Raw genomic sequence first — 19,804 nt, forward strand, 5'->3', positions numbered from 1 at the left:
GTCGTCCGCTGTGATACATCCAAACCAACGTGCATATCCATGGCTGCCTCCAGAATATAAGCGGGTCAGATCATAGTATGTGGTTCCATTTGAAGCCCTTCACGTTGCGCAGGTACAGGAAGCACAGCCCAAAGCCCCAGTTGCGCTGGTTGTTCGTCAGTCGCACCAGCCAGTCAGCAATGAGAACGTTTTCCGCGTCCAGCTTGGCCTTGTACCGGAAGCAGGTCTGGCTGATGCCAAATGCCTGGCACGCCAGGGTAATAGTGGCTGACCGCTCCGTCACGGCCCATTGCGCCATCTCCCGCCGCTGAGATGGCGCTACCATTTTTTTGTGAGCGCCTCCGCGACGATCTCGGCCTTGAGGCGCTCCTCGACATACATCTTCTTGAGGCGCCGGTTTTCCTCCTCCAGCTCCTTCATGCGTGCCATCAACGATGCATCCATGCCGCCGAACTTGGACCGCCACTTGTAGAACGTGGCGTTGCTGATGCCGTGCTCGCGGCACAGCTCCGGCACAGGGCTACCGGCTTCGGCTTGCTTGAGAATGGCGATGATCTGGCTGTCGGTAAAACGGGACGTCTTCATGTAGAGCTTTCAATGTCTTAAGTAGAAAATTCTACTTCTGATCGCGCTCTTTTTGTGGGGGGATTACCATGCGACGGGCACCGCTCTGCAGGTGAGCAAGATTGGCATCGTACACCCCGTCACCGGGCGCACGGCGCAGTTCGCGGCTGATCGAACTGGGGGCACGACCAAGGCGTTTAGCAATGGCTCGAACACTGCACTGGTCGTCGCGCATGGTCATCAAGACAGCTCGTTCCTGTGTCGTCAGATGAGTATAGATTTTCGGCATGGCAGCACCTTACAGCAAAGGTGTTGCACTTGGTTTTAGAGGCTGCCGATTCTATTAGTTACTATCAAACTCTTTTAGTTGCTATCGAACTTTATTTGTCGCCGATGCTCAGGCCGCGCGAAGGACTCGACTGAACCTAAATATGCTAACTTTGCGAATGGCCTCGTAAGGTTTACCTAAACCTATACACGCAGCATCAGAAAGCGTGTTTTGACGCCGAGTTACCATATTTAGGTACGCCGAGTAGGGAGTTTTAGGTACGAGCACTGAGAAGTTGACGCCTCATCACGCTACTTCGCGCTTCTTTCTTTAAATCGACATTATTTCCTGTAATGTCGAGTTTATTTTAATCCGGCATTCCGGTATCACTCCTTAAACCAACCTGTACATAGCAATAGCTACCCACGTCGGAAGTCGACCAACAGGGATCGAGCGCACCTGCCACCCACTGGCTAATTCGACAACACAAAGGTCAGATGAGCACTTTGCCTGGCTCTGGCTCCGGTTCTCGTATTCCAAATCAAATGCAATGTCCGTACGACTATTAGGAATTATCTACCCAAAGCTCGACCTCCAAGGCCCGCTAGTTACCGCTGGACTCTTGTGCATCATTCCTCCCGTAGTCCTATAAGGAAGTCGGTCCGCGCCGGCGGAGTGCGAACGACGGCTAGCCCAGGAACTATTGCAGTTTCCTGTAGCCGAACGAATACGCTGTCGTCGCACCGAGAAGGTTTCTATTCCGTTTAAAACCTACGATGTAGGCAAGTAGTTGCCACCGTACAGGCCTCAGAACGCCGCTGTTGCCAGCGAGGATGCGCCGCCCGGCACCCAACAGCATAATGCTAGCGCTCCGTTGGCGACAAAATAGTATGTCATGCCACGCCCCCATGATTGGCCGGGGTCCACTCGGCGTAAAAGATTCCTGGACGGCACGAGGAGTTTGGCTGCATTGTGGCTCGATCCAAAACCGCGTACATTGCCGAGTCCTGGAAGAAGGCATTCCCAAACGCATACAAGCCCTCAAGAAAGAAGGCTGCAGCCCTCACAGAATCGTTACGAAGATCTTCGTGGAGCCGAAGAGGCCTAAGCCCTATGAATGTCTCAAAATTAGTTCGCAACTTCCGGCGAGTCTCAAATTTAGTTCGTTTAAATGTACACTTTTAGTTCGCCGGAAGGCTGCGCCGTGTCATCCATGATCCGTGCACGTTCAGTGGCGATGGTCGCGGTCGAGGGGCGCCGCTCTGGCGCGTAAGCACGCAGCAGCCGCTGATAGATCGCCGGGCTGTAGAACTTGGCAGTGGCGTCGTACACGGCCCGGATGAACGCGCCGACGAAGGGGCGATGGTTGCCGGTGTCGAGCGGAATGGCGATCTCGATGTCGGCGACGCGCTGCGCGATGCGGCGGGCCTGGTCATCAGGGAGGTGGAATGCGGGACGGCCCATTGGTTTCTGATCGAAAAATATGATGGTACTTTAACCGGTCTATAAAAACCTGTCAAAGTCTCGTACTCAACATAGCCTGCATTATGTTGAGTAGATTGCACAAGCCGTATCGGTGTTTCACGCGCGGATTTTCAGGGGCTCGCAAGCTTGAGAGCAAGCAAGGAAGGCAGCAGCTTACGTCGGCAATGTTTGCGACCCCGGCCTATAGGTAATGACGGTGTGCTTCAATAGGCGGCCAGCTTTGTCATGCCCGCCTATCAAAGAAGATCGACCATTCAGAACGTGTCGGCGCTGCGGGCCGGGAGGAACTATGGTGTTCCTAAGGTTGAAGTCGCCGTGCTTCTATCCTTTCTGAACAGTCACACTTTTCTTTCATCTCGCGACAGGTCAAAACACATGCGCGCCCCCGAAGCTGACGATCCATGGCGACATGCACGCCGGAACCATGACATGATAGAATCACAGGTTTTTTTACGAGAGTCTGCCCCGTTTGGGACGTCGCAGAAATTGAAGCAGTTAGACTTTAATTGCTTGATTGAATCATGCCATTTTGGTAACCTCAACGGAGGTTGGACGTCTTTCTGCCACTGAGAAACGTTGGTTCGCTCCTCAACGCCACACTTTGGTGTTCGCGTCGTATACACACCAGAATTACCGGAGTTTCACCATGGCCCGTGCTGACCAGATGAAAGCGCTTTTGAAGGCGCACGCAAGCAACGATAACGACCATTTTTATGCTGTTGCGATGCAAATGGCTGCGGACGAAGCTCTGCGGGGACATGTTAAACTAGCGGCTGAGTTGCGTGACCTAATTGACCGCGCCAAGGTCGAGGCGACGTCGGTGGGGGGCAAGCCAATACCGTTGGCTCAACCGAAAGGCGAACTTTCGGAGTTGCTGACGGTTCAATATCCCCATGAGCACTTCAACCAAATGGTCTTGTCGGAGAGTGTCTCTGGAAAACTGCAACGAGTCTTAAAAGAACAGAGGCATGGCACGCAACTGAAGGCGCATGGCCTGAGCCCTCGACGTAAACTTCTCTTGGTCGGCCCACCCGGCACCGGTAAGACAATGACGGCGGCGGTATTGGCTGGAGAACTGCGACTTCCATTGTTTACTGCGCGGTTCGACAGCCTGATTACAAAGTTCATGGGCGAGAGCGCCGCCAAGCTCCGATTAGTATTTGAAGCCCTCAAATCCACCAGGGGTGTGTATTTTTTCGATGAGTTTGATTCGCTTGGTCTGCAGCGAGGAAGCCAGCACGACGTCGCTGAGATGCGCCGGACGCTCAACATGTTTCTTCAGTTGATCGAACAAGATGGGTCTGACAGCCTAATTGTTGCCGCCACCAACCATGCAAAGGATCTGGATGTCGCGCTGTTTCGGCGCTTCGATGACATCATCCGCTACGATGCGCCTGACGAACGTCAGATCGAGGCGTTGTTACGAAATAAGCTCGCCTTGTACGCGTCCGACAAATTCGACTACAGCGAACTGGCCCAGCACGGCCAGGGTGAATCGCATGCGGACATCGTTCGCGCATGTCAGGACGCCGTAAAGGACGCTGTCATCGCTGGCGAAGAGCAAATAAGATTTGATAACGTCGTTCTACATCTACAGGAAAGAGCTGCCAGCAAACCATTGTAATATCTACAAGGAAACATGTAGAATTATCGAAGAGATAATTCGAAAGGCCTTGTATGGCAGCACAGAATCTTCCGCATATCGTAATCAACGGATTTGTCGAATCACAAGATTTCAGGTCTCCGCTTTCTGTTCAACGACAAACCGCGCCCCAGCGTGACCGCGAAGTGCACGGGCGCCGCCTGCTTGCCAAGGTCGCCGCGCTCGAGGTCCATGAACAGCAACTAAATGTCCGGCGCAAGGAGCTCAATCTCCCGCCGCAAAGTGGTCTTACGATTGCCGTGGACATTGTTCCGAAGAATTCGATCGATTACAAAACGTTCGAATGGAAAAAAGACGGTGTCGAACTGCTCTCAGTCATCGAGGGCAGCGCTGCGGATACGGTAACACTCTTTATCCCGGACGGAAAACTGACCGCGCTTGCCAGCCGCATTCAAGACTACCAATCGAAGAACTATCGCGACACGGACAAGCCAGCCAACGCAAACCTGGTCAACGCCATCCACGACATCCGCCGCGCGGCGTTTACCCAGCTCTGGACTGACACTTCCCCCATGCCTGGCGACGATCCAACCTGGTGCCAGGTATGGCTGAGAAAGTCGACGCTGCCGTCCAGCGCCGTCAGGGACAGATTCACGGAGCTGGCGGGGCGCCTGGAGATTGAAGTCGATCCGGGCTTCGTCACCTTTCCGGGTCGGGTCGTCGTGGCGGCGAAAGGCAACCGGGCGATGTTCGAAAACGCCCTGCAGCTTTTGGATCTGGTGGCCGAGATACGCGCCGTGCTGCCGACCTCGGAGTTCTTCTTGGCCGACTTGAGTCCGGAAGAGCAAGCCGGCTGGATTAGGGATTTGGCGGGACGCACCACGCATACGAGAAAAGAAGACGGACCGTTCGTGACACTCTTGGACACAGGGGTGAATAATGGCCATCCCCTTTTGCATCCGGCACTGCTTCCGGCCGATTGTCACGCCGTCGAACCTGCCTGGGGCGTATCCGATCACCACGGCCATGGCACCGGCATGGCAGGTCTTGCCCTCTATGGTAACCTGACGGAACCGCTTGCCTCCAGCCAACCGGTTGCGATTCCCCACGGTCTCGAGTCGGTGAAAATCCTCCCGCCAGACGGCGAAAATCCCGTCCACCTGTACGGAGCGGTGACGCGAATCGCAACCAACCGGGTCGAGATCCAGGCGCCAGGCAGAAGGCGAACCTTCGCCATGATGACCACTTCGTCGGGCGATATCGTTGGCGCCCCATCCGAATGGTCGGCAACGATCGACCAGCTCGCGTTTGGCAGGACAGCCCCTGAGATAGCTAGCCAGGAAGCCGACGATGAGCCCGAGGTTCGGAAGCAGCGGTTATTCGTGCTGTCTGCCGGGAATGTGCCATGGCACGAATGGAGTAAGTATCCGCATGTGAACGCGGTGCGCACCGTCGAGAATCCTGCGCAATCATGGAACGCGCTTACCGTCGGCGCCATGACAGACTTGACCCATGTAGATATGTCGACCTACCCCAACTATGTGGCGATTGCGCAGGCTGGGGCATTGAGTCCCTCATCAAGGACATCCACTGCGTGGAGCCAAGCCTGGCCCTACAAGCCGGACGTTGTTGCCGAAGGAGGAAATGGCTGTCTGGAACACGGGTTGCACGTGTCGGTCGGGCCTGAATCCCTGCGCCTGCTTACAACGTCGCCCGATCCGGTCAATGAGCCACTGACGGAATCGGGGGATACGAGCGCGGCGGCAGCGGAGGTGGCTCGCCTGTGTGCTCACCTCAGCGCCGTCTATCCGGCATATTGGCCCGAAACGATCCGGGCACTTGTCGTCCACGGAGCGCGTTATACGCCCGCCATGAGGGGACTGCTACCAGTCAATGTGCGCAAGCGGGACAAGATTAATCTTCTACGCACTTTCGGCTACGGGTTAGTTAGCGCCGACAATTCGCAATCATCGACACAGCGTCGCGCGACCATGGTTGTCGAGAGGGAGTTCTTTCCTTATCGCCTCGATGGTTCCGCGGTCAAGCTCGGACAGATGCAACTGCATGACCTGCCTTGGCCAAGGGATGAGCTGTTGGCACTCGACGGTGAAGTCACAATGCGTGTCACGTTGTCGTATTTCGTGGAACCTAATCCCGCGCGGCGGGGCTGGCAAAGCAAATTCCGCTATCAATCGTTCGCCTTGCGCTTTGCCGTGCGCGGCTCGACCGAATCCGAAGAGATGTTCCTCAAACGAGTCAACAAGCTCGAACGGGAAGAGGATGACACCGATTCGCACGGTGACCCCGACAGTGATAACTGGACTATGGGCGCGCAACTCCGTGGGAAGGGTTCAGTCCACTCAGATGTCTGGGTTGGTACCGCCGCGCAACTAGCCACGAAATCACAAATCGCAGTTATCCCCGTAGGTGGCTGGTGGAAGGACTGGAAGGAGGCTGGTCAATTCAAGACAACCGCTCGCTACTCGCTTATCGTTTCGCTAGAAGTCTCCGAAAGCGTCACGACGTCCGTCGACCTATACGCACCGATCGCGGCGAAAGCGGCGATCACGGTACCGGCGCTGGCTGCGACAATTGATATCGCTTCTTAAACCCTTGTCAGGATGGAAGTACTAAACTTCTAAAACTAGAACCATGGCTACCTGTAACAGAAAGCATGACTTTGCTGGTTGGGAAGTTAGTTCTGAAAGGTGAACCATACGCTAGCCCTGATTCAAGTCCGGACTGGCCGAGATCGTACTGGGGTCGCCTCAGAAAACGGAAAATAAAGCACGCTAAGGCTGGAGGCGAACGACCGGGTTCGACCCAAAGCAGACATAGCCAGACTTCTTGGTGCGAAGCAGTCAAGAAATCTGGCTTGCGCCTCGTTCCTCGACTCTCCGGTAGCCTGCCTGGTACTAGTACCGGAGGACTAATGTCTAAGATTGTTGTTATCGGAGGATCTTCTGGCGCGAACAATGCCCTCAAGCTCATCTTGCCTATATTGCCACATGACCTTCCAGCGGCAATATTGATCGTCACGCACATCGGGTCACATAGAAGCATGCTTCCTGAAATCTTGGGACGTCATTCAAAGTTGCCTGTGCGTCATGCAACCGACGGTGAGCCGATCATCCCAGGGCGTGTTCTGTTAGCACCACCAGATGTACATCTTATGGTGGCTAGGAATGACGGTCGAGCTTTTGCGCGCCTGGTACATGGCCCTAAGGAAAACCACAGTCGACCTGCGGTTGATCCGCTATTTCGTACAGCTGCCTCTGTCTTTGGCCCAGACGCTATCGGAGTCATCTTGAGCGGGTATCTGGATGACGGGACCGTAGGTCTGCAGGCTGTTAAGGCGTGCGGCGGCAGTGCCCTCGTTCAGAATCCTCTCGAATCCGAAGCGTCGGATATGCCCGCCAGCGCAGTTAAATATGTAGATGTCGACCGGGTGCTCGGCATAGATGAGATTGGCCCAGCACTTCTCGAACTAACACGAACAGACGGGCAAGAAAGAACCAAGGATAAGCAGAGCGCAATGCCGAGCAGGCCGAGCTGGATCGATATCGAGAACCGTATCAGCGCAAAGGACAGCGATATGGATGATCTTGAGCGAATTGGCAAGCTGTCATCGCTTACGTGCCCCGATTGTAGCGGCTCTTTGTGGGAAATCCAAGCCAAGGGGCCTATACGCTACCGCTGCCATACTGGGCATGCGTTCACCTCCAACGTGCTCAAGGCACTACAAAGCGGAGCTGTTGAAGATGCTATCTGGAGCGCTATTCGAGCGCTCCATGAGCAAGAACGTCTTTGCAGCAAACTGGCCGAGAAGGAACTTCAAGCAAGCCGCCAACTGGAGGCCGCCGAGTACCAAGCGATGGCAACTCAAGCAAGAGCGCACTCGCAGGTACTACGAGACGTAATATCTGCACGCACACTTGTTAGCCGGGATGATGTCTGAGCATCGCCAAGCCCGAAAATCGCAGACTGTCTCGAAGGACCGCATCCGACCCAAAGCGGTCGTTGCTGCATGCAGAAAGCGCATGGTGTTCAGCGTGTCCCTGTGCGGGCGCGCTCCGAATACGATCTTAGCAGCAGGTGTTTCGTTTTTTGGCGTCGTTCCTCAAGCCTTGTTGGGGCCTTAACCAGAACTGCAGCCCGACCTAACGCGTATACGGCGATCAACACAATTAGTTAAAAATTTCACTGAGCAATGAGACAGGTGTAAATTACAACAAAGTTGAGATATCTGAAACTTCATGTGAGAGAATCGGTGGTTTTTGCAGTGACAAGCTCGACTACGTGACTTGGGTCAATGATCGTTGTGCTTCCTAACACGCCATGCCTGATTCCAGCAATTCGCCAAAAATTTCCCGTCTGACCGCTAAGAAACGTTCTGCAGTTCGATTTGCCATAATATTTATGTCAGCATTCTGCATATCGCTGCTGGTCATCCATATAGCCAGCATCTGGCACGCACGCTCGCAGCGTCTTGCTGACACTGGTGTTGCGATGGCAAACATGTCACAGGCCCTGGCAGTACAAGGCGAGAGTGCGCTGCAGGCTGTTGATATCGTACTAGCAAGCTTGGTCGAGTCCGTAGAAGCCGATGGACTAGGTGAGCAAGATGCAAGGCGGCTGCGAACACACGTTAAGAGCGTGATGTCCCAGATCGAAGGTATGTACGGGTTCTTCGTGATGGACGCTGATGGGCGCTCGATCATATCTTCTGTTGACCAGCCAATATTGCACAGATACAACGACCGCGGGTATTTTCAGTACCACCTGAACCATCCCAGTCGCGCTACACACATTGACAAGCCAGTGCGCAGTCGCACTACTGGCGTTTGGGTACTGCCGGTTTCTCGTCGTCTCAATTATCCAAACGGTGACTTTGCTGGTATTGTGTTGGCTACGATCCGCATCGATTACTTCACTGCACTCTACAAGGGCTTCGATGTCGGAGGTGCAGGTACGATCCTGCTGATGCTCGACGATGGAACATTAATTCACCGACTACCTTATCAGGAAGAACACGTCGGTGCCGACGTCAGTGAAGGGCCAGTGTTCCGAATGTACCGCGCGTCTGGTGCTGTTGGCACAGCCCTGTTGCGGGCTCGGATAGACAACATTGAGCGCCTGTACAGCTACCGGCATTTTTCGACCTATCCCCTGATAATCGCCACTGCACGCTCCAAAGAGGACATCCTTGCGGAATGGTGGGAAACTACTCTGTTCCAGAGTGCGGTCGTCCTTTCAGCCATTCTGTTGCTGATCGTTATTGGCAGCCGCCTCATACGCCAGATCGTGATCCGTGATCGACTAGAGAGTGAATTGCTAGAAGCCAGGGGCAAACTGCAGCATCAGAACCGTCAGCTCTCACTGTTAGCAGATTGTGATGGACTAACGCAGATTGCTAATCGACGTCGATTCGATCAGGCACTTGCACAGGAGGCGGCGCGCGCTGCAAGGCGCAACCTGCCCCTTGCATTGGTAATGCTGGATGTAGACTTCTTCAAGCGCTATAACGACACCTATGGTCACGTGGCCGGCGACGCCTGCTTGCGAAAGGTGGCTGCCACGCTTCAAAGCGCGTTAGCCAGGCCGGCCGACTTGGCAGCTCGTTTTGGTGGGGAGGAGTTTGTCGCACTACTGCCAGAAACGGATATTGAAGGCGCGCGCCAAGTTGCCGAACGTATTCGCGCAAGCGTGCAGGCTTTGAGCATTGAACATAGTGGCAACCCCCTCGGTGTTGTTACGATCAGTGCAGGCGCGTATGCCGCAGTGCCAACAGGACCAGGTGAGGACGCAGCGATAGCCCTTGTATCGCACGTCGATACTCTACTATACAAGGCTAAAAACTCAGGTCGAAATCAAGTGTGCAGCGGTGAGGCCGTTGTGCCTTATCCGAGCGGTTTTGCCTTAGAGTCTAGAGCTTAAACCGTCCTTATTACTAACATTACTAAAATCAGACTTGTACACCGACGCGTGATGAACGACTGCTTTTGGCCGATCTCGGCCCGTGGCTCAGCATAGCAGGTCGCCAAGGCCGAAAATTGCAGACTGTCACAAGGGGCCTGATCCGGCCCATGGCAAACGTTCATTAGCCGCTAGTTCGAGGCAGTACGGGCAAACTTGTCAATGAGGTATCATTCAAAAATGATCTCTGATGAAAAGCCACCTAAGTACATGACGTCAGCTGAGCTTGAAGAGGCTATTCGGCGCCATCGTATTCATACAAAGAAACTGCTGGCGGAAGCGCGCAGCCGCAGGGTTGAGCACGGTACATCAGACTCTCAACAAAGAGTGGATAAAAGCGCAGGGAAGCAGGGTTAAGAGGGGTTTGAGGTGCAGTGGAACGGAAAACCGGGTTAAGGGGTTGGCGGCACCTTCAAGTATTGATACAGGGTCTCCCGACTGATGCCAAATTCACGCGCAAGCGTTGATTTCTGCTCGCCGGCACCAGCGCGGCGGCGCAGCTCGACAACCTGGTTGTCCAAGAGCGCTTTCTTGCGACCTCGGTAGGCACCTCGCTGCTTGGCCAATGCGATCCCTTCGCGCTGCCGTTCGCCGATCAAGGCCCGCTCGAACTCCGCGAACGCCCCCATGACCGACAGCAGCAGGTTGGCCATTGGCGAGTCTTCGCCGGTGAAGCTCAGGCACTCTTTGACGAATTCGATTCGTATCCCGCGCTTGGTCAACGTCTGTACCAGCCGGCGCAGATCGTCCAAGTTGCGCGCTAGACGGTCCATGCTGTGCACGACTACCGTGTCGCCTTCGCGGGCGAAGGACAGCAACGCGTCGAGCTGCGGCCGCTGTGTGTCTTTGCCCGATGCTTTGTCGGTGAACAGCTTGTCCACCTGGACTTGATCGAGCTGACGCTCTGGATTCTGGTCGAAACTGCTGACCCGGACATAACCGATGCGCTGACCTCGCAAAACGTGCCTCCTTAACAAGATGTGTCAGGAAAGACTCTATGACCGTTCAAGGCATATGTCAAGTAATTGCGGTACATACCCTATCCTGACGGCTTGCGTTGGGGGTGTCTGACATCAGGTTAGGGTATAGCCTTAACTGACACCACCTCCCATGGCCTGATACAAAGCAACACTATCGACTAGGCGTTGAGCCTGGGCCGCAACTATCTTGACCCGGATTGACTGTTCCTGTTGCTGCGCGATGAGCAGTTGCAGGTAGCTGGCCGCGCCCAGCCGGTATTGCCGCTCGACCGACTGCAAGGAGGCCTGTGCAGCCGTATCAGCGGCAGCGAGGGCAGTCAAAGTTTGTGCATCGCTTTCCACCGCGCGCAGGGTGTCGGCGACGTTACGCAAAGACTCCAATACGACGCTCTGGTAATTGGCTGCGGCGGCATCAAAAGCGGCGAGCGCCGCTCTTTTCTCAGCGGGTAGTCCTCGATTAAAAAGAGGCTGGGTGAGCTGCGCAACCAGGCCCCACACTGCCGAGCCACCACCGAACAGGGCACCGGTGGTCAGCGCTTGAGAGCCAAGGTTGGCGCTCAGGTTGATTTGTGGGTAGAGCTTGGCGACTGCCACACCATAGTCTGCATTGGCCACGTGCAACAGCGCCTCTGACGCCTGGATATCCGGTCGGCGGCGCACCAGTTCTGAGGGCACGATGAGCGGTATCTCGGCGGGCAGAGTGAAATCGGCCAGAGTGAAGGCCGGGATGCCACCCTTGCCAGGGGCGCGACCGGCTAGCACCGCCAGTAGATGTTCGGTTTGTTGTAGTTGCTTACGCAGCGCAGGCAGTTCTGCCCGTGTTTGCTCCGCCTGAGCTTGTAGGCTTAACGCTTCATCAGGTGAGGCCTGACCGATACGCACGCGTTCATGGGCTAGGCGCAGTTGCTCATCCTGCCCGCGCAAAATGGCAGTAGTGGCTTCGAGTTGCGCGGCGAGGCGTGCTCGGGTAATGGCAGCGGTTGCCATGTTGCCGGCAAGAGTCAGGCGCGCCGCATTCAGTTCGAAGCGACGGTAGTCGGCGCGAGCAGCCAGGGCTTCGAGTGCGCGTCGATTGCCGCCAGCCAGATCGAGCTTGTAATGCACGCCAACGCTGGCGTTGTAGAGGCTGAATTGACGTGCGTCTCCGCTCAACCCTTGGCTACTTGGACTCATTTGCTGGCGCTGAGAACCCAGTGCGACATCGACCTGTGGATATTGCGTCGAGCCCGCCTGTGCGGCAAGAAGCTCCTGGGCCTGTCGCAAATTGGCGCTGATGCTCGCCAGCGTCGGGCTGACATGGAAAGCTTCGTTGATCAGTCCGTCGAGTGCGGATGAACCCAAGCTTTGCCACCATTGCGTTCCGATCGGAAGCGCTTCGACTAGACGTTGTGTTTCGCCGAACTGGGTGGGAGCGACCGCAGTTCTATCAGCCACCGGTGTTGCTGTGTAGCGAGCCACGTCGGGTACGGTGGGACGCTGAAAATCAGGGCCGGCGGCGCAGCCGGCCAGACTGACGGTGATCAGACCAGCTACCAAGAAAGTTGCCGCAAGCCGTCCTTCGAGGCTGATGAGGCGCTGGCATATTTTAACGTGCTCCATAAAAATGCTCCACGAAAGGCTTACGGAAAGCTTGGTGGCAGCCCATGCAGCTTTCCTGCACGCGCGCGAAGGACTGGATCACCGCCTTGCCGTCGCTGCGCGCAGCAGCCTGTTTCATGGCAAGCGCCGCCTCGTGGGTCTGCGCATCGAAGCTTTTGAACCTGCCCGCGTCAGCGCCGAGATAAGCAAAGATGCGCATTTTTTCGGTCAGCGGTGGCGCCGGGTGTGCCGCAATCCTTGGGGCGAGCTGAACTACCTGGGCCCAATCCTCCCGCGAAATCGCACCGGTGGTGGCCTGCATGTTGGTCCCGAGTTCCTGCATGATCTTGCGCAGCGCCAGCGGCTGCGCCCCGGTGGCGTCGCCAGCCTGGGCAGGCCCCGAGAAAGCCCCTGAGAACAGGCAAGCTGCAACGGTGAGGGTGATAGCTGATTTGCTGTTGGTCATGAAACTCTCCTGTGATTGAAGCGGTTGTGTCATTCGAACTGGCGCCCTTCGCCGGCTTCCTCATGGGTCACGCCGTCGCGGATGTGGTAGATGCGCTTGAAAGTGGGGATGATCTTTTCGTCATGGGTGACGACGATGATGGCGGTCTCGAACTTTCGGGCCATGTCGTTGAGAATGCGGATCACGGCCATGGCACGCTCACTGTCGAGGGGAGCTGTGGGCTCATCGGCCAGGATCACCGGAGGGCGATTGACCAAGCCTCGCGCAATGGCGACTCGTTGCTGTTCGCCACCGGAGAGTTGCGAGGGCATGGCGCGCGCCCGGTGTTGCACATCAAGCGCCGTGAGCAGTTCCAATGCCTTCGCGCGCGACTCCCCATTTGCGACGCCTGCGAGCATCGGCAGCAGCGCCACGTTGTCGGTGACATCGAGAAACGGAATAAGGTACGGTGCCTGGAATACGAAACCAATCTTGTCCCGTCTCAGAGCGCGTAGGTCGCGTACTTTCCAACCATTGTCGTAAATGATCTCGTCACCAAGTGTCATGCGACCGGCGCTCGGATCAATCACCGCGCCCAAGCATTTGAGCAGCGTGCTCTTGCCCGAGCCCGAAGGGCCAATCAGGCCCACCACCTCGCCAGGTGCCACATGCATATCCACACCCTTCAAAGCATCGACTGCGGTGTCTCCCTCGCCATAACGTTTTCTCAAACCCTCGATTCGAATGCCTTTTCCACTCATCTCACCCTCCAATCGCTTCGGCCGGATCGACCTTGAGTGCCATTCGAATGGCGACGATGCTGGCTAGGACGCAGATCACAAGCACGGCGAAGAAGCCGACGATCGAGTCGAACGGGATCAGCAGCACGTACTTGGGAAACAAGGGCGCTGAGAAAGTGGCTGTGATTTTACCCACCACAAAACCGATCACGCCCAGAGCGATCGCCTGCTGCATGATCATCGCGGCGATGGTTCGGTTGCGTGTGCCGATGAGCTTCAACACAGCGATCTCGCGGATTTTGTCCATCGTCAGGGAATAGATGATGAAGGCAACGATAGCCGCGCTAACGATGGCCAAAATCACCAGGAACATGCCGATTTGCTTGGACGAGGTGGCGATCAGCTTGCCGACGAGGATGGCTTCCATCTGTGCTCGCGTATGGACCGTCAAACGATTCCAGCGGCGGATGGATTGAGCCACTTCGTCTGGCGCGTGACCTGGTTTCAGCGTAACCAATACTGCATTGACGAACGCATTGGTACTCTGTGAAGCAATGACGGCATCGAGCAAATCTGGAACGGCGGGTCGATCGAAGGCCGGGTTGGCTGCGGAGCGACGCCGGCTTTGTAAAATGGCGTCGTTATCCTTGAGGAACTGAGCTCCCTGAGCATCCTTGAGCGGAATGAATACCATCGGGTCGCCACTGGATGACACCATGCGCCGTGTCAGCCCCACGACGGTGTACTGATTGCGGCGAATGACAAGACGATCCCCCAACTCGAAGCCGCCGGCGATATCGGCTACCGCCTCATAGTGTCCTCGCGTGATCTGGCGTCCTGCGACGAGATACGGAGGCCATCCGGGCGTAGCCCCCAACTTGCCGGGCGCGATGCCGACCACCAATGTACGTACATCGCTCTCTCCCTTACTTACCTGCATAGTCAGGTAGGTCACGTTCGCTGCCTGGGCAACTCCGGGTATGGCACGGAGGGTGCGATACACGTCATCGTTAAGGCTGGACGGCTCCGCATAAGGGCCAAGCGTGTCCTTTTGCACAACCCAAAGGTCTGCGCCACTGTTGTCGAGCAGCGCCTTGCCATCATCCACCATGCCCCGATACACCCCGGCCATGACCAGGGTGACGCCGATCAGCAGTCCCAGACCGATGCCCGTGAATACAAATTTTCCCCAGGAATGGAGAATGTCACGGCCAGCCAGGCTGATCATCGTGATACTCCGGGGATGTGCGCGACCACCTTGACTCGGCTGCGCAAAGTGAGCGCCTTTTCGCTATAAACCACGAACTGGTCGCCGTTCTTGAGTCCGTCACGTACCTGCACACGGCCATCAAGGTCGGAAGCGCCGAGCCTGACAGGCGTGAAGTGCAGATCGCCATTCACAATTTGCCATACGCCGATTTTGTCGCCTTCACGCTGTACGGCGGCGTTTGGTATCACCAGAGCGACGGAGAGCGCCGGCATGTCGAGCGTGACTTCGGCCAGTTCACCCACTGGCGGCAAGGGGACAGGGTGGTTATCAAAGATCACCTTGGCCCGCGTCTCCTCGGTCACCGCATCGGCCTTGGGTTCCATCCGCAGCACGCGGCCATTCAATACTTGTCCGCTGCGTGAACGCAGCGCGATGCGCGCGGGCAGACCTGCAGCAAGTCCCGATGCGCTGCTCTGATCGAAGCGTACATTGATCCACAAACTCTTGGAGTCGATTACCTCCACTGCGGCCTGGCCCGCGACTATGGTCGTGCCGGGATCGGCATCGCGCTCGGTGACTACACCATCGACCGGCGCAATCAGCCGCAGATTGCTCCGCTGCGCGACGAGTCCTTCGCGGTCGGAGCGTGCCCGGACAATGTCTTCGCGAGCGGCAGATAAGGCGGCATCGGCGATCTGCAGTTCCTGCCGCTTGGTGGTGACGATTTCCTCGCTGGTCGAGCGCACCGCAAACAATTGTTCGTAGCGGCGCGCCTGCGTTTGCGCGTAGGCTTGCCGGGCTTCTGCCTCGCGCAAAGCCGCTTGCGCACGCTTGAATGCCGACTCCTGTGAGCGCACCCGATCATCGAGGTCGACCGGCTCCATCTCGCCGAGCACCTGTCCGGCCTTGACCTGGTCGCCTACATGCACCTCCAGGCGTTTGACGCGCCCGGCAAACGTCGGCCCGATCTTGTAGGTGTAGCGCGCCTCCACCGTGCCGATGCCGAACAGCGCCGGTGTGATAGCCCGTGATTCCACGCTTGCCACCGTCACAGCGACCGGGGCAAGCGGCCCTGATCGTAGGCCGACATAAATAAAAAGCACCAGCAAAGGAATGATGACTGCAAGCAGCGCCAAAGTGCGGCCTTGCAAGGGTAACTTTTTCATTGTGCACTCCTTATGCCACGCCGATAAATTGCAAAGATGCGCGGCGCATCCTGGTGCATACGTCCCACATCACCGGCCAACAGCGACTGCATGACCAAGCCCTGGATCGTGCCAATGAACAGCGTTGCCGCCGCCTCGTTGTCAAGCGAGGGAGACAGCTCGCCGCTGGCCTTGCCTTTCTCGATGAGAAGATGCAAACGTTCGCCGTATCGCCGAATCAAGGTTTGCACCATGCGCTTGGCCGGTGTCGATTCGGCACGCTGAAGCTCACCAAACATCATTCTTGGCACGCCTGGGTGCTCAGCAACGAATTCGATATGACTCATGAACATCGCCTCCATGGCTGCCAAGGGCGACTCGATTCCTTGTGCGGATCGATCGATTCTGGCTAATAGGCGCTCTGCTACCCACTCCATGACCGCCTGCCAAATGGCTTCCTTGTTCGGGAAGTGCCGAAACAGCGCACCCTGGGTCAAGTTCATGTGTTTAGCGATAGCCGCAGTGGTTATTTCGCTAGGGTTTTGTGAACCGGCAAGCGCCACGACGGACTCGACAGTTACGGCACGGCGTGCATCGGCCGGCAGATTCTTTGGACGGGTGTCCACGAGCACTCCTTATAAGCTAGTAATTGATTACTATCTTAGCACAAGGAGCACATCATGCAAGGGAAAGCCGGACGCACTCATCCACATCATTGCCTCGGCGCACCTAAACTATCCGTGTTTAGATGCGCCCGTCCTCGACTTTCTTGACAACATGCGTCGCTCAGTCAGTGGCGCCAGCCCTGACGCCGCTGGTCGACTCCGTTATCCATGTCGCCCTGGCTAGAAGCGAAGGGAAACGCCAACGTCGAGCGAACGTCCTGGCGCGGGCAAGGTCTCTAGCGTGCCGGCTTTGTTCGCTGCGAGACCGCTCAGGTAGACGCCGCCAAGCGGATCGCTGTACTGCCTGTCCAGCAGGTTGCTCACCCCGGCAGTGAACAGCAGACCATTCTTCACCTGATATGCGGCGCGTGCGTTCAGGAGTGCATAGCCTGCGGTCACGGGCTCAAGCCGCTGAGTATCGACCCGATCCTTGCGTGCCACGACTTTGAGCTCTACCTGACTGTTCCATTGCGCGCTGCGCTGTTCGATGGCGAGCGTCATATTCGGCGGCATCATCCGGTAAAGGTATCCACCGTCGGCGCGCTTGCCACGAGTAAGCGAGGTGTTGCCGATAAAGTTCAGATCGCCCACCGCCGTCCGTTTGGCAAGCGGCGCTTTCCACGACAGGTTGACGCCGTACAAACGCGCATCGTGGTTGGCGAATTGCAGCAGCGCACCTTTAGCTTTCATTGCCATGTATGGATTAAAGCTGCCCAGCACGTCAACGTCGATGTAGTCATGCACGCGGTTGTAGTAAGGAGCGATCTTGACGAACCAGTTGTCGCGTTCGATGCCGTGCCAGTGGAAGGTCGCACTGAGACTGTCCGCAATTTCCGGCTTCAAATCCACGTTGCCAACATACCCATTGCCATCGCCAAACCAGTTCGTCATCCTCATCGCCATGACACCACGGCCCCAAGCGAATCGTTCGTACAAGTTGGGCGAACGGGTCTTGCGTCCAAATCCAAATTCAGCGTCGAAACCGGCGTCAGGCTGATAGCGAGCGGTCGCCGTCAGGTCGAGGTTCGAATCGCTTTTCTGCCTTGCGCGCGCGTTGAAAGCGGCGGCCGCCGCAGCATCGGCGGAATTCATCATTCCGGTCGAATAAGCCTGCACCAGTCCCACATCGGAACGCACGTGCTCATGGCGCGCGCCCAACTGGGTAATCCATTCGGCGCCATGATGGTTGACAATCTCGCCGTAGAACGCCAGCCTGGTGCGGTGGCCGTCCTTGATATTGACGTAGGTCTGTGGCCCCATCATCATCGAGCCGGCGACGGCAGGCCAATAATCCTGCAGCTCGAAACCATGGTATTCATGCCCGATTCGCACCAGCGCGTCGTCGTCCAGAGCAATCGTGGCGCGCGCCGTGTAACCAACGTTCTCGCCTTCGGTAATCATCGGCATCTTGCCCGTGCGCTCCGGCGTGAAGAATCCCATCTCGTGGTCGGTTCGCTGCCAGTAGGCCGACAGGTCGAGCTCGCCCCAACCGAGCTGCCCAAGGTAGGCCAGTGTTGCATGTTCGGCCGAGTTGTCGGTCATGTCCATGTACTGATTCGGAAAGGCCTGGTAGGGAATACGCTGGGTTCCGGCGCGTAGGGTCACCCGATGCTCTTTCAAGCGGTACCCCAGCGTGGCGCCGAAGTTGGTGCTGCTGTACATGCTGGCCAACACGGTCTTGCCGTTGCCATCACGGTAGCTGTCCGCTTTCGCTTTTGCCGCATCGAAGGAAACGCTGAAATTCTCGCTTGCGACCGATCCGCTCGCCCCCCACGATACCGTGTGGTTGACGCTGCGGGTGGTGAGCGAAACGCTGCCATCGGTGCGCAAGCCGGTGCCCGGCTTGGCAAATATCGGGGCCGCCGTCGATATATTGATGGTGCCGCCGATGTTGTCGCCGCCATTGCTGACCGGTGTGATCCCTGCGGTCAGTTCGATCGACTGAACTTGCTTCGGGTCAATGTAGGACATCGGCGGGTTCATGTGGTTGGCGCAGGCGGAGGTTACTTCCATCGCGCCGATACGAATCTTGAGCCGGTCATCGCCGAGGCCGTTGACCATCGGCAGTCCCGACACGCCGCCGCTTGCGGCGACGGCAAATCCGGGCGTCGACGACAGCAGGCCCGCGCTGTCGCTGCTCGCTTCCATGCGGTAGGGGTAGCTCTCCAGCAATTTCGCGGAGATGACGACGGTGGGAATCGGGGCTGCGGGCGTATTTTGCTCGGCGAGCACGGGGGCTGCACTGCCAAATGCCAGGAGGATAGCGAGGGAGATGCGGGAGCGTTTCATAATTACCTTTGAGGACATCGAATGCTATTGTTTGTTAGTTCTTAATCAATTGTCGTGCACCGAACATGCATGATTCAATGATGTAGATCAACTAATGGAAATGGACCAGTGCTCCTGCGCCGACCGGCAGCCTGGGCGAGCGAGATGAAAAAGCGCGCGCGTGCCTGCCCGAACGCCCCGTTCTGTGGCCGGGGGAACGACCAACGCTCAGACGGCCCGCTATGCGGGCGACTGTCGACTGCAGGAACAAGATGGGCGACGTGGGTCTCGAAAGAGCATGGCTGATCGCCTCGCCTGGCAGTGCGATTGAGGTCAAGCCAACGGCGACGGGATCAGACGGATGCGGGCGGAGCGCGCGATTGCGCGACAGTCCAGATGGCGAGGGGATGCGGCGCCTGGAAGAAAAGGAAGGGATGAGTGTCTTGCGTTTCGATCAACGGGAGGATGAAGCCTGCATTGGGCGGCAAGACAAACGACCCGGCGTGCGTGGCACAGAACGGACAATGTTCAAGGTGAATTGAATCCTGCGTGGCCGGATCGGCAATTCCGCCCTGGTCAGGGCTTACCTTGACGAACTTCGTGCCGCCAACGCTGCAAATCTCGGACCAAGTTCCGCCCGGCGACACCGAAAAGGCATGGGAAACCGACGGCGCAAGCGCGGCGACCAGCATCGCAAAACATGCGATCCAGGCGGCGAAGCGGCGCGTGATTCTTTTCATTCCCATACCGAAATTATATCAGCGGGAACGGTATTCCGTAAGTTGAGAGAACCAAGGCTACTTGCGCTGCCCGGATTTCGCCTCGATTTCTCGGCCTTGAGTAAGAGTTGCGGCTCAGCGCTTTGGTCATGGGCTGT

General features: G+C 56.9%; 15 protein-coding genes and 1 pseudogene. 4 read left to right on the forward strand and 12 right to left on the reverse strand.

Annotated features, from left to right (window positions below; genetic code table 11):
- Positions 1–79: 79 nt before the first annotated feature.
- The 3 genes and pseudogenes from AB3347_RS24005 to AB3347_RS24015 form a co-directional block, all read right to left on the reverse strand.
- Positions 80–585 (reverse strand): annotated as a pseudogene (locus AB3347_RS24005) (transposase); the annotation flags it as partial.
- Between the two features lie 31 nt (positions 586–616).
- The gene (locus AB3347_RS24010) at positions 617–853 is read right to left on the reverse strand and encodes a helix-turn-helix domain-containing protein (protein WP_369094235.1); all 237 of its coding nucleotides are present in this window, start codon (positions 851–853) and stop codon (positions 617–619) included.
- A gap of 1,146 nt (positions 854–1,999) precedes the next feature.
- Positions 2,000–2,296: a hypothetical protein gene (locus AB3347_RS24015; RefSeq protein ID WP_369094236.1), complete on the reverse strand. Its 297-nt coding sequence runs from the start codon at positions 2,294–2,296 to the stop codon at positions 2,000–2,002.
- Positions 2,297–2,963: 667 nt separating this feature from the next.
- Here AB3347_RS24015 and AB3347_RS24020 point away from each other — a divergent pair.
- The 4 genes from AB3347_RS24020 (at position 2,964) to AB3347_RS24035 (ending at position 9,857) form a co-directional block, all read left to right on the forward strand.
- Positions 2,964–3,941, forward strand: coding sequence for an AAA family ATPase (locus AB3347_RS24020; RefSeq protein WP_369094237.1), 978 nt, complete (start codon positions 2,964–2,966; stop codon positions 3,939–3,941).
- A gap of 53 nt (positions 3,942–3,994) precedes the next feature.
- Positions 3,995–6,529, forward strand: a complete 2,535-nt coding sequence (locus tag AB3347_RS24025; protein ID WP_369094238.1) for a S8 family peptidase — start codon at positions 3,995–3,997, stop codon at positions 6,527–6,529.
- A gap of 323 nt (positions 6,530–6,852) precedes the next feature.
- A complete protein-coding gene (locus tag AB3347_RS24030) occupies positions 6,853–7,878 on the forward strand; it encodes a chemotaxis protein CheB (protein ID WP_369094239.1) in 1,026 nt (341 codons plus the stop codon).
- A 380-nt stretch (positions 7,879–8,258) separates the two neighbouring features.
- The gene (locus AB3347_RS24035) at positions 8,259–9,857 is read left to right on the forward strand and encodes a diguanylate cyclase (protein WP_369094240.1); all 1,599 of its coding nucleotides are present in this window, start codon (positions 8,259–8,261) and stop codon (positions 9,855–9,857) included.
- 431 nt (positions 9,858–10,288) lie between these two features.
- Here the strand turns inward: AB3347_RS24035 and AB3347_RS24040 are convergent, their stop codons facing one another.
- The 9 genes from AB3347_RS24040 to AB3347_RS24080 form a co-directional block, all read right to left on the reverse strand.
- Positions 10,289–10,855 (reverse strand): recombinase family protein, encoded by a 567-nt coding sequence (locus AB3347_RS24040; RefSeq protein WP_369094241.1) that lies wholly within the window; start codon positions 10,853–10,855, stop codon positions 10,289–10,291.
- A 132-nt stretch (positions 10,856–10,987) separates the two neighbouring features.
- Positions 10,988–12,475: an efflux transporter outer membrane subunit gene (locus AB3347_RS24045; RefSeq protein WP_369094242.1), complete on the reverse strand. Its 1,488-nt coding sequence runs from the start codon at positions 12,473–12,475 to the stop codon at positions 10,988–10,990.
- Entirely contained in the window at positions 12,462–12,920 is a 459-nt protein-coding gene (locus AB3347_RS24050) for a cytochrome c (RefSeq protein ID WP_369094243.1), read from the reverse strand. Before AB3347_RS24050 ends, AB3347_RS24045 begins: the two co-directional genes overlap by 14 nt.
- A 29-nt stretch (positions 12,921–12,949) precedes the next feature.
- Positions 12,950–13,660, reverse strand: a complete 711-nt coding sequence (locus AB3347_RS24055; RefSeq protein WP_369094244.1) for an ABC transporter ATP-binding protein — start codon at positions 13,658–13,660, stop codon at positions 12,950–12,952.
- Between the two features lies 1 nt (position 13,661).
- Positions 13,662–14,867 (reverse strand): ABC transporter permease, encoded by a 1,206-nt coding sequence (locus tag AB3347_RS24060; RefSeq protein ID WP_369094245.1) that lies wholly within the window; start codon positions 14,865–14,867, stop codon positions 13,662–13,664.
- On the reverse strand, positions 14,864–16,015 hold the full coding sequence (locus AB3347_RS24065) for an efflux RND transporter periplasmic adaptor subunit (protein ID WP_369094246.1): 1,152 nt from the start codon (positions 16,013–16,015) through the stop codon (positions 14,864–14,866). Before AB3347_RS24065 ends, AB3347_RS24060 begins: the two co-directional genes overlap by 4 nt.
- On the reverse strand, positions 16,012–16,620 hold the full coding sequence (locus AB3347_RS24070) for a TetR/AcrR family transcriptional regulator (protein ID WP_369094247.1): 609 nt from the start codon (positions 16,618–16,620) through the stop codon (positions 16,012–16,014). Before AB3347_RS24070 ends, AB3347_RS24065 begins: the two co-directional genes overlap by 4 nt.
- 219 nt (positions 16,621–16,839) lie before the next feature.
- Positions 16,840–18,948, reverse strand: coding sequence for a TonB-dependent receptor (locus AB3347_RS24075; protein ID WP_369094248.1), 2,109 nt, complete (start codon positions 18,946–18,948; stop codon positions 16,840–16,842).
- Positions 18,949–19,280: 332 nt separating this feature from the next.
- Positions 19,281–19,667: a DUF2946 domain-containing protein gene (locus AB3347_RS24080; RefSeq protein ID WP_369094249.1), complete on the reverse strand. Its 387-nt coding sequence runs from the start codon at positions 19,665–19,667 to the stop codon at positions 19,281–19,283.
- Positions 19,668–19,804: the final 137 nt, after the last annotated feature.

Origin of the sequence: Massilia sp. X63 (assembly GCF_041023745.1) — a bacterium.
Taxonomy (GTDB): Bacteria; Pseudomonadota; Gammaproteobacteria; order Burkholderiales; family Burkholderiaceae_D; genus Telluria.